This window comes from Streptomyces sp. NRRL S-378 (assembly GCF_000720645.1).
Lineage (GTDB): Bacteria > Actinomycetota > Actinomycetes > Streptomycetales > Streptomycetaceae > Streptomyces.
Genome location: NZ_JOBX01000002.1, coordinates 173,238 through 185,476, shown reverse-complemented (window position 1 = coordinate 185,476; position 12,239 = coordinate 173,238). Strand labels below are relative to the sequence as shown.

15 protein-coding genes are annotated in these 12,239 nt (G+C 73.5%); 7 read left to right on the top strand and 8 right to left on the bottom strand.

Annotation, left to right across the window (positions count from 1 at the left end; translation table 11 throughout):
- Window positions 1-8: 8 nt before the first annotated feature.
- Window positions 9-806 carry a VOC family protein gene (locus IH80_RS0102655; protein WP_030957318.1) on the top strand — a complete coding sequence of 266 codons (798 nt, stop codon included), beginning with the start codon at window positions 9-11 and terminating at the stop codon, window positions 804-806.
- Between the two features lie 35 nt (window positions 807-841).
- Here the strand turns inward: IH80_RS0102655 and IH80_RS0102650 are convergent, their stop codons facing one another.
- The 3 genes from IH80_RS0102650 to IH80_RS0102640 all read right to left on the bottom strand — a co-directional run bounded on the left by IH80_RS0102650 (window position 842) and on the right by IH80_RS0102640 (window position 3,614).
- Window positions 842-1,657, bottom strand: coding sequence for an ABC transporter permease (locus IH80_RS0102650; RefSeq protein WP_030957317.1), 816 nt, complete (start codon window positions 1,655-1,657; stop codon window positions 842-844).
- Window positions 1,654-2,652: a daunorubicin resistance protein DrrA family ABC transporter ATP-binding protein gene (locus tag IH80_RS0102645; RefSeq protein WP_037878711.1), complete on the bottom strand. Its 999-nt coding sequence runs from the start codon at window positions 2,650-2,652 to the stop codon at window positions 1,654-1,656. Before IH80_RS0102645 ends, IH80_RS0102650 begins: the two co-directional genes overlap by 4 nt.
- 182 nt (window positions 2,653-2,834) lie before the next feature.
- Window positions 2,835-3,614, bottom strand: a complete 780-nt coding sequence (locus IH80_RS0102640; RefSeq protein ID WP_030957315.1) for a VOC family protein — start codon at window positions 3,612-3,614, stop codon at window positions 2,835-2,837.
- A 209-nt stretch (window positions 3,615-3,823) separates the two neighbouring features.
- Here IH80_RS0102640 and IH80_RS0102635 point away from each other — a divergent pair, with 209 nt between their 5' ends.
- Window positions 3,824-4,840, top strand: a complete 1,017-nt coding sequence (locus tag IH80_RS0102635; protein ID WP_063757239.1) for a nucleoside hydrolase — start codon at window positions 3,824-3,826, stop codon at window positions 4,838-4,840.
- On the opposite strand, the gene IH80_RS41405 is transcribed toward IH80_RS0102635, so the two are convergent.
- The 3 genes from IH80_RS41405 to IH80_RS0102620 all read right to left on the bottom strand — a co-directional run bounded on the left by IH80_RS41405 (window position 4,774) and on the right by IH80_RS0102620 (window position 6,630).
- Window positions 4,774-5,364, bottom strand: coding sequence for a DUF5133 domain-containing protein (locus tag IH80_RS41405; protein ID WP_037878645.1), 591 nt, complete (start codon window positions 5,362-5,364; stop codon window positions 4,774-4,776). The genes IH80_RS0102635 and IH80_RS41405 overlap by 67 nt on opposite strands.
- Window positions 5,365-5,582: 218 nt before the next feature.
- The gene (locus tag IH80_RS0102625; RefSeq protein ID WP_030957312.1) at window positions 5,583-5,858 is read right to left on the bottom strand and encodes an isoamylase early set domain-containing protein; all 276 of its coding nucleotides are present in this window, start codon (window positions 5,856-5,858) and stop codon (window positions 5,583-5,585) included.
- Window positions 5,859-5,970: 112 nt separating this feature from the next.
- Entirely contained in the window at window positions 5,971-6,630 is a 660-nt protein-coding gene (locus IH80_RS0102620) for a DUF4232 domain-containing protein (RefSeq protein ID WP_030957311.1), read from the bottom strand.
- Window positions 6,631-6,823: 193 nt separating this feature from the next.
- Between IH80_RS0102620 and IH80_RS0102615 the strand changes: the two genes are divergently transcribed.
- From IH80_RS0102615 to IH80_RS0102595, 5 genes are all read left to right on the top strand, one after another.
- Entirely contained in the window at window positions 6,824-7,240 is a 417-nt protein-coding gene (locus tag IH80_RS0102615) for a VOC family protein (RefSeq protein ID WP_030957310.1), read from the top strand.
- Between the two features lie 157 nt (window positions 7,241-7,397).
- On the top strand, window positions 7,398-7,856 hold the full coding sequence (locus IH80_RS0102610) for a GNAT family N-acetyltransferase (protein WP_030957309.1): 459 nt from the start codon (window positions 7,398-7,400) through the stop codon (window positions 7,854-7,856).
- A gap of 73 nt (window positions 7,857-7,929) precedes the next feature.
- Window positions 7,930-8,259 carry a hypothetical protein gene (locus tag IH80_RS0102605; RefSeq protein ID WP_030957308.1) on the top strand — a complete coding sequence of 110 codons (330 nt, stop codon included), beginning with the start codon at window positions 7,930-7,932 and terminating at the stop codon, window positions 8,257-8,259.
- A 392-nt stretch (window positions 8,260-8,651) separates the two neighbouring features.
- On the top strand, window positions 8,652-9,308 hold the full coding sequence (locus IH80_RS0102600; RefSeq protein WP_030957306.1) for a DUF2278 family protein: 657 nt from the start codon (window positions 8,652-8,654) through the stop codon (window positions 9,306-9,308).
- An 81-nt stretch (window positions 9,309-9,389) separates the two neighbouring features.
- Window positions 9,390-9,806, top strand: a complete 417-nt coding sequence (locus tag IH80_RS0102595) for a VOC family protein (protein WP_030957304.1) — start codon at window positions 9,390-9,392, stop codon at window positions 9,804-9,806.
- Window positions 9,807-9,812: 6 nt separating this feature from the next.
- Here IH80_RS0102595 and IH80_RS0102590 read toward each other — a convergent pair whose 3' ends face one another.
- Window positions 9,813-10,631 (bottom strand): DUF2182 domain-containing protein, encoded by an 819-nt coding sequence (locus tag IH80_RS0102590; protein ID WP_051808694.1) that lies wholly within the window; start codon window positions 10,629-10,631, stop codon window positions 9,813-9,815.
- A complete protein-coding gene (locus tag IH80_RS0102585; RefSeq protein WP_030957301.1) occupies window positions 10,631-12,067 on the bottom strand; it encodes a tyrosinase family protein in 1,437 nt (478 codons plus the stop codon). Before IH80_RS0102585 ends, IH80_RS0102590 begins: the two co-directional genes overlap by 1 nt.
- Window positions 12,068-12,239: the final 172 nt, after the last annotated feature.

Sequence of the window (12,239 nt, the reverse complement as noted above, 5' to 3'; positions counted from 1 at the left end):
GGAACACCATGATCACCACTGACTTCGCCGCGGGCGCCCCCTGCTGGATCGACCTCGGCGCTCCCGACGTGCCCGCCGCGGCGGCGTTCTACGACGCCGTGCTCGGCTGGGACTACGAGTCCATGGGCGACGGGGAGGACATGGAGGGCGGGATGTTCCGGAAGGACGGGAAGATCGTCGCCGGGCTCGGCAAGCTCACCGAGGAGGGCGCCCGCCCGGCCTGGATGATCTACTACAGCGTCCCCGACGCGGACGCCGTCACCGAGGCCGTCGAGCGGGCCGGGGGCACGGTGCGGGTGGCGCCGCGGGACCTCGACGAGTGGGGGCGGATGGCCCAGTACAGCGACCCGCTGGGCGGCCAGTTCGCCGTCTGGCAGCCGGGCACGAGCAAGGGCGTGGAGCTGGTGGACCAGCCGGGCTCGCTGTCGTGGACGGAGCTGTACACGAGCGACGCGGCGGCGGCCAAGGACTTCTACGGCGGGGTCTTCGGCTGGTGGTACAGCGACATGGAACTGCCGGGCGGCGGGGGCACGTACTCCCTGGTGACGCCCGCCGGGCAGCCCGCGGAGCGCATGCACGGCGGCGTGATGGAGCTGCCCGCCGAGCAGCTCGCCCTCACGGGCGGGCGGCCGTACTGGCACCCGGTCTTCGCCGTCACCGACTGCGACGACGCGGTCGCCGCGGTCACCGGGAACGGCGGGAGCCTGCAGATGGGGCCGGAGGACGCCGAGGGCGTCGGGCGGCTGGCCGTCTGCCTCGACCCGGCGGGCGCGGACTTCGTGGTGCTGGCCCCGTCGTCCGACTGACCCGGCGGCCCGCCGGGGTCCGCCGCGGGAGCCGGTCAGACCCGGTGGCGGTAGGCCCGCATCGCGAGGGGTGCGAAGACGAGGGCGATGCCCACCGCCCAGATCAGGGACCACATGACAGGCTCGCCGGCGGGGGTACCGAGCAGCAGTCCGCGGAAGGCGTCCGACAGCTGGGTGACGGGGTTGACGTTCACCCAGGCCTGGAGCCAGCCGGGCATCGTGTCGACCATCACGAACGCGCTGCTCGTGAAGGTGATCGGGAAGATCAGTGTGAAGGCGAAGACCTGTACCTTCTCCGCGTCCCCGGCCAGCATCCCGATCAGCACGGCCGTCCACGACATGGCCGCGGCGAAGACCAGGAGCAGGAGCAGCCCGCCGACGAAGCCCGCGACGCCGCCGGTGATGTCGAAGCCCAGCAGGGTGCCCAGGGCGAGCATCAGGAGCATCGCCCAGAGCTGCTTGGCCAGGTCGGCCGTGATGCGCCCGAGGAGCGGAGCCGAGCGGGCGATGGGCAGGCTGCGGAGGCGGTCGAAGACTCCCTTGGTGAGGTCGGTGTTCAACGCCATGGCCGTGTACATGCTCATGAAGAGCGTGTTCTGGACGATGATCCCGGCGAGTGCGTACTGGAGGTACGCCTCCGGGGAACCGGCCATCTGTCCGCCGAAGACGTAGGTGAACAGGAAGACGAACATGATCGGCGAGATGCTGTAGTCGACGAGCTCCAGCGGATTGTGCTTGACGGAGACCAGGCTGCGCCAGGCGAGCGTCGCGGTCTGCCGCAGGGCAGCCAGGGGCCGTACGCGGCCGCCGGCGCCGAGGGCGCCGGTCACGGGTGCGGAGGCGGTGGTCATGACATCCTCCCGGCGGTCGCGTACTGCTCGTCCTCGCCGTCGCCGTCGCCCGCCGCGGTCTGCGGCTGCGCCCGGTGGCCGGTCAGGACCATGAACACCTCGTCGAGGGAGGAGCGCCGCAGGGTCAGCTCGGCCACCGCGATGCCGGCCTGGTCCAGCCGGCGGACCACGCTCGGCATGAGCTCCGGGTCCTTGACGGGCACGGTGATCTCGTCCCCCTCGATCTTGGCCAGGGACCCCGCGGTCTCGGCGAGCAGGGCGTGCGCCGGGGCGAGGTCCGTGGCCCGGGCCGGCCGCAGCTGCAGGACCTGGCCGCCGACCTGCGCCTTCAGCCCGTCGGGCGTGCCGTCGGCGATGACCTTGCCCTTGTCGATCACGACGATGCTGTCGGCCAGCCGGTCCGCCTCGTCCAGATACTGCGTGGTCAGCAGCACCGTGACGCCCTCGGCCACGAGAACGCGCAGCATGTCCCACACCTCACCGCGGCTGTGCGGGTCGAGTCCGGTGGTCGGCTCGTCCAGGAAGAGGATCTGCGGCCGCCCCACCAGGCTCGCCGCGAGGTCGAGGCGCCGCCGCATGCCGCCCGAGTACGTCTTGGCGGCCCGCCCCGCCGCCTCGCCCAGCCGGAAGCGGTCGAGCAGCTCGACGGCCCGGGCGCGGGCCGCGCCGCGCGGCATGCCCAGCAGCCGCCCGATCATCAGCAGGTTCTCGGTGCCGGTCAGGTTCTCGTCGACGGCCGCGTACTGGCCCGTGAGCCCGATCACCGAACGCACCCGGCCGGCCTGCCGGACGACATCGTGGCCGGCGACCTCCGCGCGGCCCTCGTCCGGCCGGAGGAGGGTGGCGAAGATGCGGACGGCGGTCGTCTTGCCCGCGCCGTTGGGCCCGAGCAGGCCGAGGACGCTGCCGACGGGCACCTGGAGGTCCACGCCGGCCAGTGCACGGGTCTGCTTGAACCGCTTCGCCAGGCCGTCGGCCCGGATCGCGTACTGCATGGAGATCACCCCGGACGGGAGGTACGTACCGGCAACTTCCCTCAACTGTGACGCACACCACTGACACTGTCCGCCCGGGCGGCGCGGGCCGGCGGTGGCGCCGGCGCCGTGGCGGGCACTCGCCGCCGCGTGCCGCCCTGCGGGTCCGGGGAGTTCCGCTGCACCGCCCCCGGGAAGCCGGTTCAGCCGGTGTCCTCGCTGACGGTGAACAGGGCCCCGCTCCGGTCGCGCAGGGTGACCCGGCGGTCCCGCGGGGAGGACCGTACGGGGGTCACCGCCCCGCCCCCGTGCCGGGCCGCGCGGTCGACCGTGCCATCGAGGTCGGCCACGGCGAAGTGGACGTGCCAGCGGGGCCGCACCTGCGGGTCCGGGGCGTTCTCCACGGCCCCGGCGTCGATCCGCGCCACGGTCTGGCCGCCGCGGCGCACCACCACGTGGTCGTGCTCGTAGGCCACGTCGCAGCATCCGGGCCGCTCGCAGGCCCAGTCGAGGACCTCCCCGTAGAACACCGCGGCGGCGAACGCGTCGCGGGTGCGGAGCTCCACCCAGGCCGCGGCGTCCTCCTGTCCGGCGTGCCACTCCTGGACCACCTCGCCCTCCCAGAAACCGAAGACCGCCCCGGACGGGTCGGCGGCCAGTGCGGCCCTCCCGGTGGCGAAGGCGAGCGGCCCCACCGCCATCGTCGCGCCCCGTTCACGGACGCGGGCGGCGGTCACCTCCGCGTCGTCGACCGCGAAGTACGGCGTCCACGCGGTCGGCACGGTGAGGTGCGGGGCGAGCGCGCCGACCGAGGCGACGGGCCGGCCGTCCAGCAGGGCGATGCGGAAGTTCTCGCCGAGCCGGGTGGCGCGGAACGTCCAGCCCAGCACCCCGCCGTAGAACTCCTCCGCCTCCGCGAGGCCGGGCGCCGTGAGGTTGACCCAGCAGGGCACACCGAACACGTCACGGCTGTTCGTGGTCATCGCACCGCTCCTCCGATCGCCGCCCCGGCATCCGGCCGGACCCGTCGCAGGGCGGTTGCCCACCCGCCCCACTCCTCACACAAGCGGACGAAACGGACCGTCCGCGCCGCGCCGGCCGCCGCAAGCGCTGTGCGCCGGCCCCCCGGTGCGCACACTGGAACCGGTGGCGTCCACGGCCGCGGCCGCGGACCGAGGAGAGGTGTCCGGCCTTGAGCGTTCCCGTTCCGATCGTCATCGACTGCGATCCGGGGCACGACGATGCCCTCGCGATCCTCCTGGCCGCCGGCGACCCCGCGGTCGATCTGCTGGCCGTCACCACGGTGGCGGGCAACCAGACCGTGGAGAAGACCACCCTGAACGCCCTGCGGGTGTGCACGGTCGCCGGCATCACCGGGGTACCGGTCGCCGCCGGCTGCGCGGGACCGCTGGTGGAGCCGTTGCGGGTCGCCGAGGACGTGCACGGGGTGTCGGGGCTCGACGGCCCCCGTTTCCCCGAACCCTCGCTGGCGGCCGAGCCCGAGCACGCGGTGGAGCTGCTGCGGCGGATCCTGGCCGGACACCCGGAGCCGGTGACCCTGGTGCCGACGGCGCCCCTGACGAACATCGCCCTGCTCCTGACCCGGTACCCCGAGCTGACCGGCCGGATCAGGGAGATCGTGCTGATGGGCGGCTCCACGGACCGGGGCAACCGGACCCCGGCCGCCGAGTTCAACATCCACACCGATCCGGAGGCCGCCGACATCGTCTTCCGCAGCGGAGTACCGGTGACCATGTGCGGCCTGAACGTGACCCACCAGGCCCTCGCGACGCCCGAGGTCGTCGCCCGCTTCGAGGCTCTGGACACCGATCTCGGGCGGATCTGCGCCGAGCTGCTGGGCTTCTTCGCGGGCACCTACCGGCAGCTGTGGGGGTTCCCCGCTCCCCCGGTCCACGACCCGGTCGCGGTCGCCCGGGTCATCGACCCCGGGCTGGTCACCTGTGTGGACGCGCACGTGGCCGTGGAACTCCACGGCCGGCACACCCGCGGGGCGACCGTGGTGGACCTGCACGGCACCCTGGGGCGGCCGGTGAACGCCCGGGTCGCCGTCGGGCTGCAGGCCGGACCGTTCTGGGACCGGCTGGTGGCGGCCGTCGCGGCCCTGGGCGGCGGGGGCACGGGTCAGGCCGTGCGGCCGGGCACCGACGCCGGGGGCGCGGACGAGGGCGCGGACGGGGGAAGCCGGTGAGCGGCCACCCGCTCCTCGGCGGCGAGCAGCGCGCCGTGGGTGTGGCGCTGCCCCATCAGGACGCACAGCGTGTACGCGGCGTCCTCCAGCGCGGCGCGCAGCGCCGGGTCGTCGGGCGCGGCCAGCGTACGGCGGCGCACGGCCCGCAGGAGGTCCAGGTGGCGGCGCAGCACGTCCGGGGCGGGCAGGACCGTTCCCGCTGCGGGCGGCGGAGGGGGGTGCGGTGCCCGGGCGTGCCCGATCGCGGTGCGCAGCGCCCCTTCGCAGTCCGGGTCCACCTCGGCGGTGCGGGCGCGCGTGGCGACGACCGTGCGCGCCATCAGCCGGAGCGTGACGCCCGCCGCCCGGGCCGCGTCAGCGAGGACGCGCCGGGCGCTCTCGGCGGTGCAGGGCACCAGTGCCATCACCATGCCGGTCGCGGTGGCGAACACGGCCCTGTCCTCGGCACCGTCCGGGTCCGTGCCCCCGCCGGTCACGGTGGCGCCGCCTTCGGGGCGGCTGCCGGCCGCCGGGCTCTGAATCATCCGTCCGCTCCTCGGGTCCGGTCCAGGTGGATGCCGCTGTGTAGCACCTCCGGACGGGCGGCCGGCGCGCACACGCGGGCGCCGGGGAGCGGATCCCCCGTTGTGGTGACTCCCGCCGCCGTGCGTTGACCTCGTACGCGCTGCGCGGGGCCGTGGCGCGCGAACGCTCCGCAGCGGCGGGCGGGCCGGTGCGGAGCGTGCGGCTCGACGGGCGGACGTCAGGTGTTCAGACGGCTGTTGGGTCCGTCCTGCCCGTCGGCGCCGGCGTCGTTGAACCAGTAGTCCCCGGCCGCGAGGTAGCGGAAGGCGTGCGTGGCTTTCGCGGGCAGCGCGACGGTGACGGCCCGCATGCCGTCGGGCCGGGGTTCGAGTACGTGGGCACCCGGCTGCCAGCCGTTGAAGGTGCCCACGACACTGACGGGGCCGGGCGGGTCTCCGCCGGGCAGCACGAAGGTGACGGCGGTGGTGTTCTTGCGACGCTGTCTTTCCAGCATGAGGTGCTCCTTCTGCGGCGTGGGCGGCCCCACTTGCCCGGAAGTCTCCTGACGGTCCCCCGCGGCGCCCGCCCACGACCCGCCGCAGCACGGCCACGGTCACCCGTCGGGGCTACAGGCTCAGCGCGTCCTCGGCGTTGTCCATCCAGGGGGTCACGGAGTTCTTGGTGGAGGAGACGTGCAGACCGGGGGTCGGGGCCTTGAGCGGCGTCTGCGCCAGGTCGGACTCGGTGTTCATGGTCATCGCGATCGAGTCGACGGTCTTGCCGGTGCCGTCGACGGCACCGCCCATGAGTCCGGCGTAGGCCGACGTGCCCGGTTCGAGCCTGATCGCGTCCTCGATGCCGGGGGCGCTACCCCGCTCGGTGGCCTGGCCGTCGAGAGCGCCGAAGGTCACGACGGGGTGCCCGAGCACCCGGCACGCCTTCGTCCCCTTGTTGGTGATCTTCAGCAGGTAGCTGCTGGTCGTGGGCTCCGCCAGGCTCGCGGTGAAGGTCACGTCGAAGGTGCTGCAGGGGAAGACGTCGAAGTCTGGGCCGGTCGGCGCGCTCGCACCGGGAGCGGGCTTCGTCGGCTTGGCCGGCTTCGCCGTAGGCGTCGCGGACTTCACCGGTGAGGCGGAGCCGGACGGGGACGGACCCGCGGTCGCGCTCGCGGTCGCGGACGGCGTGCCGGTCCCGCCCGCCGCGTCGTCCCCGGTGGGTCCGCAGGCGGTCAGGGCGAGTGCGGACAGGGCAGCGAGGGCGACGGCGGTTCTGCTGACGGTGCTCATGGTGATCCCCCCAAGTGAGGCGCGACACGCGCGGGGCCGGGCCGGGCCGGTGCCGGCGACCTGGGACCAGGATCCCGCCGAAGCTTCACAGCTTGGTGACGGTCCGTTGCCGAGTCCACCACGGTTCCCCGCGCGCCGTCCTCCCCTCACCTAACCTGCAATTCCAGACAGACCGCCAGAAAGGGAATGCCCCATGCCTTCTCGCCTCAACCCGTACATCAGCTTCGACGGCGACGCCCGGCAGGCCATGGAGTTCTACAAGGAGGTCTTCGGCGGCACCCTGTCGCTGAACACGTACGGCGACTTCGGCGGGGAGCAGGCCGGCGACGCCGCGGAGCGGATCATGCACGGCATGCTGGAGACCACGAGCGGCTTCACGCTCATGGGGGCCGACAACCCTCCGGGGACGCAGCACAACCCCGGCACCAACGTCTCGGTGAGCGTCAGCGGGGAGGACGCCGCCGAGCTGCGCGGCTACTGGGACCGGCTCTCCGGCAGCGGCACGGTCTCGGTACCGCTGGAGAAGCAGATGTGGGGCGACGTCTTCGGGATGTGCACCGACCGCTTCGGCATCACCTGGCTCGTCAACATCAACACCTCGGAGCGCTGACCGGGCCGTCGGCGACCAGGGACGGGGGCCGACCGGCGCCACCGTCCACGGTGGCACCGGGGCCGTCCCCGTTTCGACACCGCGGCACCTGCGCCGGCGGCCGGATTCCCGCATGATCGATGCTCCGCACCGCCTTCGATCCCAGGAGTCCAGCCCCATGTCCGACATCACCGTGCGCGCCGTTCGGTCCGGGGACTTCGCGCAGTGGCGCGCCCTGTACGGCGGCTACGCCGACTTCTACCGGGTGGAGCAGACCGAGGAGGCGGCGGCCACGGTGTGGTCGTGGGTCACCGATCCTTCCCACGAGGTGAGCGCCCTGGTGGCCGAGGACACCGCGGGGCGGCTGCTCGGCCTGGCCCACTACCGCCCCTTCGCCCGACCCCTCTCCGCGACGGTCGGCTGCTTCCTCGACGACCTGTTCGTGGCACCGGAACACCGCGGCTCGGGCGCCGCCGACCTGCTGCTCGGCGCGCTGCGCGGGCTCGCGGCCGAACGGGGCTGGAGCGTGGTCCGCTGGATCACGGCGGACGACAACCACCGGGCGCGGGCCAAGTACGACCAGGTGGCCACCCGCACGATGTGGGTCACCTACGACATGGCTCCCGGCCGCGGGTGAGAATGGTTCGACACGTGCCCCCGAGACAGGCTGTGGTGACGACAGGTCATACACGGACCGGCGGAAGGGAACGATGCGCACGTCCATCGACCTGCTCGTGATCCACACGGCACGGCTGGAGGCGTGCCGCGACTTCTACGCCGGCCTCGGCCTCGACCTCGTACCGGAGAAGCACGGCAACGGACCCGACCACTACGCCGCGGCCTTCGCCGACGGCGGGGTCCTGGAGCTGTACCCGGCGACGCGCCGTCCCGAGACCGGCTACCTGCGCGTCGGCCTGACGGTGCCGCCGCACGGCGCGGGAGGACGACCGCCCGGCCGGCACACCCTGACCGACCCGGACGGCCGTACGGTCGTCCTGACCGTCCCGGAGCCGGGCGGCGGCCCGTTCCCCGTGGGATGACCGCCGACACGAGGGGGATCGTCAGGACCGACCGGCTCTGCGCCACTACCACTTCGAGGGCGCGGGCTGCTCGGAGGCGGCCCCCTCCGGCTCCCGGCAGCAGTCTTCGGGGCGCGCTGCTGCGCGACGTGGTCGCGGGGCCGGACCGGCCTTCGGCGCGGACCGCCGCAAGGACCGGTCGCGCTTCCTCCACGTCAGCGCGGTCACCCACGTGTGGTTCGGCGCGCCGGCCGCCCCGGGCGTCTGAGAGCAGTGATCGACCGCAGGACCGTTCGTCCGGGTTCGCTCCGGGCCCCTCTCATCCGCCAACCGGAACCACCCTCCTGGCCGGCCCCTGCCGCGTCGCGCGTCGCGAGGCCCGCCGCGGCCGGCCCGGTGCTTCACTGGGGACCATGCCCTTCGCCCGCTACGGGGTCCTGTCCGGGACCCTGCACCAGCACTTCCGGGACACCCCCGACACGGAAGGCGCGTGGTTCCACGTCAACCTCCGGGTCGACGCGCCGGACGGACGCTACAAGTGCGCCGTCGACGTGGACAGTCACGACTCGGCGACCGGCGTGCAGTGGAAGGTGTTCACGGTGGACGCCGCCGCACTCGGTCCGGTGGCCGCACTGGCGCCGGGGTTCCACGAACTCGAGAGCGCGGCCGGGTCCGGCGCGCTCGACTACATCCGGCATCCGGCGCTGCAGGGCGGCCCGGTCTGGCCCTCGTGGCTGCCCGACCGGCTCCGGGAGCTGCTCGACCGGCTGCTGAGGACCTCCCGGCCGTGGAAGTCGGGGACCAATCTCGACGCCGCGCTCGCCTTCGAGCCGATGCTCGTCGTCGGACGGCCGGTCCTGGTCTTCGGCGAACCCTTCGACGCGGGCCTCGGCGTGCACAACATCCACCAGAACCAGGGCGACCCTTTCGGCAGCCAGTGGTGGCCCGAGAACGGCATCTGGCAGGACGGGGCCACCCTGACCCGCCGCCCCGACGGCAAGTACGACGTGTTCCTGAACAAGTTCTCCACCCAGAAGGACCACACGGACGCCGACGGGCACCCGGTGTAGGCCGCCGCCTTCGCCGCATCGTCGGTGCCGTGTCCCAGCCTCGACCCCGAAGCTCCCGCCCCGTCACCCGGAGGACGTTCGATGGCCTCGGCACCGCAGAAGATCACCACGTTCCTGATGTTCGAGGGCAGGGCGGAGGAGGCGCTGACCTTCTACACCTCCCTGTTCGAGGACTCCGAGGTCATCGACATCACCCGTTACGGCGCCGACGGCCCCGGCAGGGAGGGGACGGTGCTCCGCGCCACGTTCTCGCTCGCCGGACAGCGGTTCATGTGCATCGACAGCTACGTCACGCACGAGTTCGGCTTCACCCCGGCGGTCTCGCTCTTCGTGGAGTGCGCCTCCCCGGAAGAGCTCGACCGCCTCTACGCGGCCCTGGCCGAGCAGGGCAAAGAGCTGATGCCCGTGGGCTCGTACGGTTTCAGCGCCCGCTTCGGCTGGCTGAACGACCGCTTCGGCGTGTCCTGGCAGCTGAACCTCCAGGACCTGCCGGCCTGAGCCTCCTCAGGCCGCAGCCGGGGTGAGGGCGACCGCCAGCACCGCCGCCGCGAGGACGCCGGCGGCGAGCCGCGTGGCGCGCCCCGGCCCGGCTGCGAACCGTTCCGCCATGACGATCCCGGTGAGCAGCGCCATCCAGGCGAGCATGGCGCCGCCCCCGCCGGCCGCGGCCATCACCGCCATCAGCGCCCAGCACGACCGCAGGCAGGCGCCGCCGTGGCGCAGCCCGAAGCGGACGGTGCCCACCGCGGCGCGCGGGCCGCTCAGCGGCAGCGGGGAGGAGCGGTGGCAGTCACGCAGGGCGCGCCGCTTGTGGACCGTCAGCTGCCAGGCGGCGGCGAGCGCGAGAGCGCCGGCCGCCACGGCGTGGCCGGGCGGACGGGACCACAGCGGGGCCGTCACGAGGAGCAGTGCGCCGTAGCCGGTCCACACCGTGAGGTAGACGGCGGCGAAGCCGGCCATCGCGCGCTGCCGGCACCGGCGCAGGCTGTTCTCGCCCACGTGGGCCAGGGCCGGGAGCGCTGCGGGCAGCATCATCGCGACGCACATCAGCATCCACATCGCGAGGCTCCCGAAGCCGACGGTGCCGGGGGCGGGTGCGCCGTGGGGCGGGTGCGCCGGGGTCACGTGGTGATGGGCCGTCTCGTCGGCGGGGGCGGCGGCCGGGGCCGCCGGGTGGAGGCCGTGCACCGCCCCGGCCGCGGTCAGCGCGATCACGGCGATCCAGGCGGCGACGGCCGCCAGCTCGTACCAGAGGGTGACGCGCAGCAGCGGCCACCGCCGGGCGGGCACCGTCCGCGCCCGCCCCGCGCCCTCCAGGACCATCAGGCGTAGCTGAGGCTGACGCGCCCGATCTCGACCGGCGGGTCCTCGTCCGCCACCCCCTCCATGCCCTCCGCGGCCGCCGGTCCGAGGGGGAGGAACGTCACGCGCAGCCCGGCTTCGTCCCAGGCGTCGTCCGCCTGGAGCCGGCGCACGAGCGGGGTGATCTCGACGCTCACCCGCAGGCCGTGGGGGTGCTCGTCGCCCCGGGGGTCCTGGGCCCGCTCGATGCCGAAGAAGGACAGGTTCCCGACCCGGTGGCCCTCCGCCTGCTCCCGGGAAGCCCCCTCGGGGAGGTTGACGTAGATGCCGTAGACCGTGTCGGGGTTCGTCTCGCCCTCGATGTCCTCGACGTTGAGGTAGACGTGCCGGTCGCTCTCGGGTTCGGCGACGCCGAGCGCCTCCCCCAGGGGCAGTGTGGTCCGCCGGTCGATCGGCACGGCGACGCTCGCCGCGCGGCCGACGAGGCGCACGGGCTGCTCGGAGGAGCCCGCCATCTCACGCCGCCCGGGCGGGGTCGGCCCCGGGGTACTCGGACCGCTCGTCGTCTCGGGCACGCGGGGCCTCCTCGCGGACGGGGGCAGCGGAACCGGAGGGGAGATCAGCAGGGGCTCCTCGTACGTGTAGCCCAGCCCACCGGAGATGTCGAGGACGTCGGACGCCGCGAGGCTCTGCCGGCTCCCGTCCGCGTCGAAGAACGTGTACTCCTGGCTGATCCAGCGCGGGTCGTCCGGGTTGTCGTGCCCCGCCCGGCTCGCCCATACGAACCACAGGCGGTCGATGTTGGCGTGGTGGAGCCAGAAGATCGGATCGAGCGCCGCCGTGGTCGTCCTGCCCATCGAGCGGCCGATGTAGCTGTGCACGACGTTGTGGGGCGTGTCCTCCAGGGCACCCTTGCGGTTCCAGAAGGTGCTGCCGTTCGGCGTGATGCCCCCGCCGAACTCGGTCTCGCCGACGAACAGGGTGCGCCCCATCGCGTAGGCCGGGGAGGTGATCTCGGCGGGCAGGGGTTCGCCCTCGTTGACGAGGTTCGCCCGGTCGGCGAACAGCGGGTTGGATCCGCCCTCCTCGTCGCGGAAGGCCGGGGGGATCCGGGCCTGTTCCCGGTCGGCGTCGTAGTCCCAGAACGGCAGGGCCCAGTCGGCCGGGCCGCCCAGCTGCACGACCGTGGCGCGGACGATCCGCTCGAAGTACCACAGGTACATGCGGTGCCAGGCGAGGAAGTACCAGGAGCCGTGCTTGCAGCCGTTCCACAGCGGCATGGACGGCGTCGCGCTCGTCCCGTGGATGGCCGCCTGGTAGGTCCAGCCGGTGGGATCGTCGGGTTCCCGCTTCTTCATCTCGGCTACGGCCGCCGCGTAGTGGGTGAGTGTCAGGTCGCCGGGCGGGAGGGTCCACACGTTCCTGCGTACGTGCGCCACCTGCTGAGGGCTGCCCATCGTGTCCACCTTCCGTCGGAAAACCGGGAGGAAACGTACCGAAAGCACATGCCGTGATCGAACCGGCGCGCGGGCGGCAGACCCAATGGGGTCATCCCCCGAAACACCGGCGGCCCGCGCCGGGACGCCCCGGCTCCCCCGCGCGCCGCGGCCGGCGCGATCGGTCGGGGAC

What these genes read in the sequence shown, in the direction of transcription:
- IH80_RS0102655 (WP_030957318.1), top strand. Translation starts at nt 9, where the DNA reads ATGATCACCACTGACTTCGCCGCGGGCGCCCCCTGCTGGATCGACCTC.
- IH80_RS0102650 (WP_030957317.1), bottom strand. Translation starts at nt 1,657, where the DNA reads ATGACCACCGCCTCCGCACCCGTGACCGGCGCCCTCGGCGCCGGCGGC.
- IH80_RS0102645 (WP_037878711.1), bottom strand. Translation starts at nt 2,652, where the DNA reads ATGCAGTACGCGATCCGGGCCGACGGCCTGGCGAAGCGGTTCAAGCAG.
- IH80_RS0102640 (WP_030957315.1), bottom strand. Translation starts at nt 3,614, where the DNA reads ATGACCACGAACAGCCGTGACGTGTTCGGTGTGCCCTGCTGGGTCAAC.
- IH80_RS41405 (WP_037878645.1), bottom strand. Translation starts at nt 5,364, where the DNA reads ATGATTCAGAGCCCGGCGGCCGGCAGCCGCCCCGAAGGCGGCGCCACC.
- IH80_RS0102625 (WP_030957312.1), bottom strand. Translation starts at nt 5,858, where the DNA reads ATGCTGGAAAGACAGCGTCGCAAGAACACCACCGCCGTCACCTTCGTG.
- IH80_RS0102620 (WP_030957311.1), bottom strand. Translation starts at nt 6,630, where the DNA reads ATGAGCACCGTCAGCAGAACCGCCGTCGCCCTCGCTGCCCTGTCCGCA.
- IH80_RS0102615 (WP_030957310.1), top strand. Translation starts at nt 6,824, where the DNA reads ATGCCTTCTCGCCTCAACCCGTACATCAGCTTCGACGGCGACGCCCGG.
- IH80_RS0102610 (WP_030957309.1), top strand. Translation starts at nt 7,398, where the DNA reads ATGTCCGACATCACCGTGCGCGCCGTTCGGTCCGGGGACTTCGCGCAG.
- IH80_RS0102605 (WP_030957308.1), top strand. Translation starts at nt 7,930, where the DNA reads ATGCGCACGTCCATCGACCTGCTCGTGATCCACACGGCACGGCTGGAG.
- IH80_RS0102600 (WP_030957306.1), top strand. Translation starts at nt 8,652, where the DNA reads ATGCCCTTCGCCCGCTACGGGGTCCTGTCCGGGACCCTGCACCAGCAC.
- IH80_RS0102595 (WP_030957304.1), top strand. Translation starts at nt 9,390, where the DNA reads ATGGCCTCGGCACCGCAGAAGATCACCACGTTCCTGATGTTCGAGGGC.
- IH80_RS0102590 (WP_051808694.1), bottom strand. Translation starts at nt 10,631, where the DNA reads ATGGTCCTGGAGGGCGCGGGGCGGGCGCGGACGGTGCCCGCCCGGCGG.
- IH80_RS0102585 (WP_030957301.1), bottom strand. Translation starts at nt 12,067, where the DNA reads ATGGGCAGCCCTCAGCAGGTGGCGCACGTACGCAGGAACGTGTGGACC.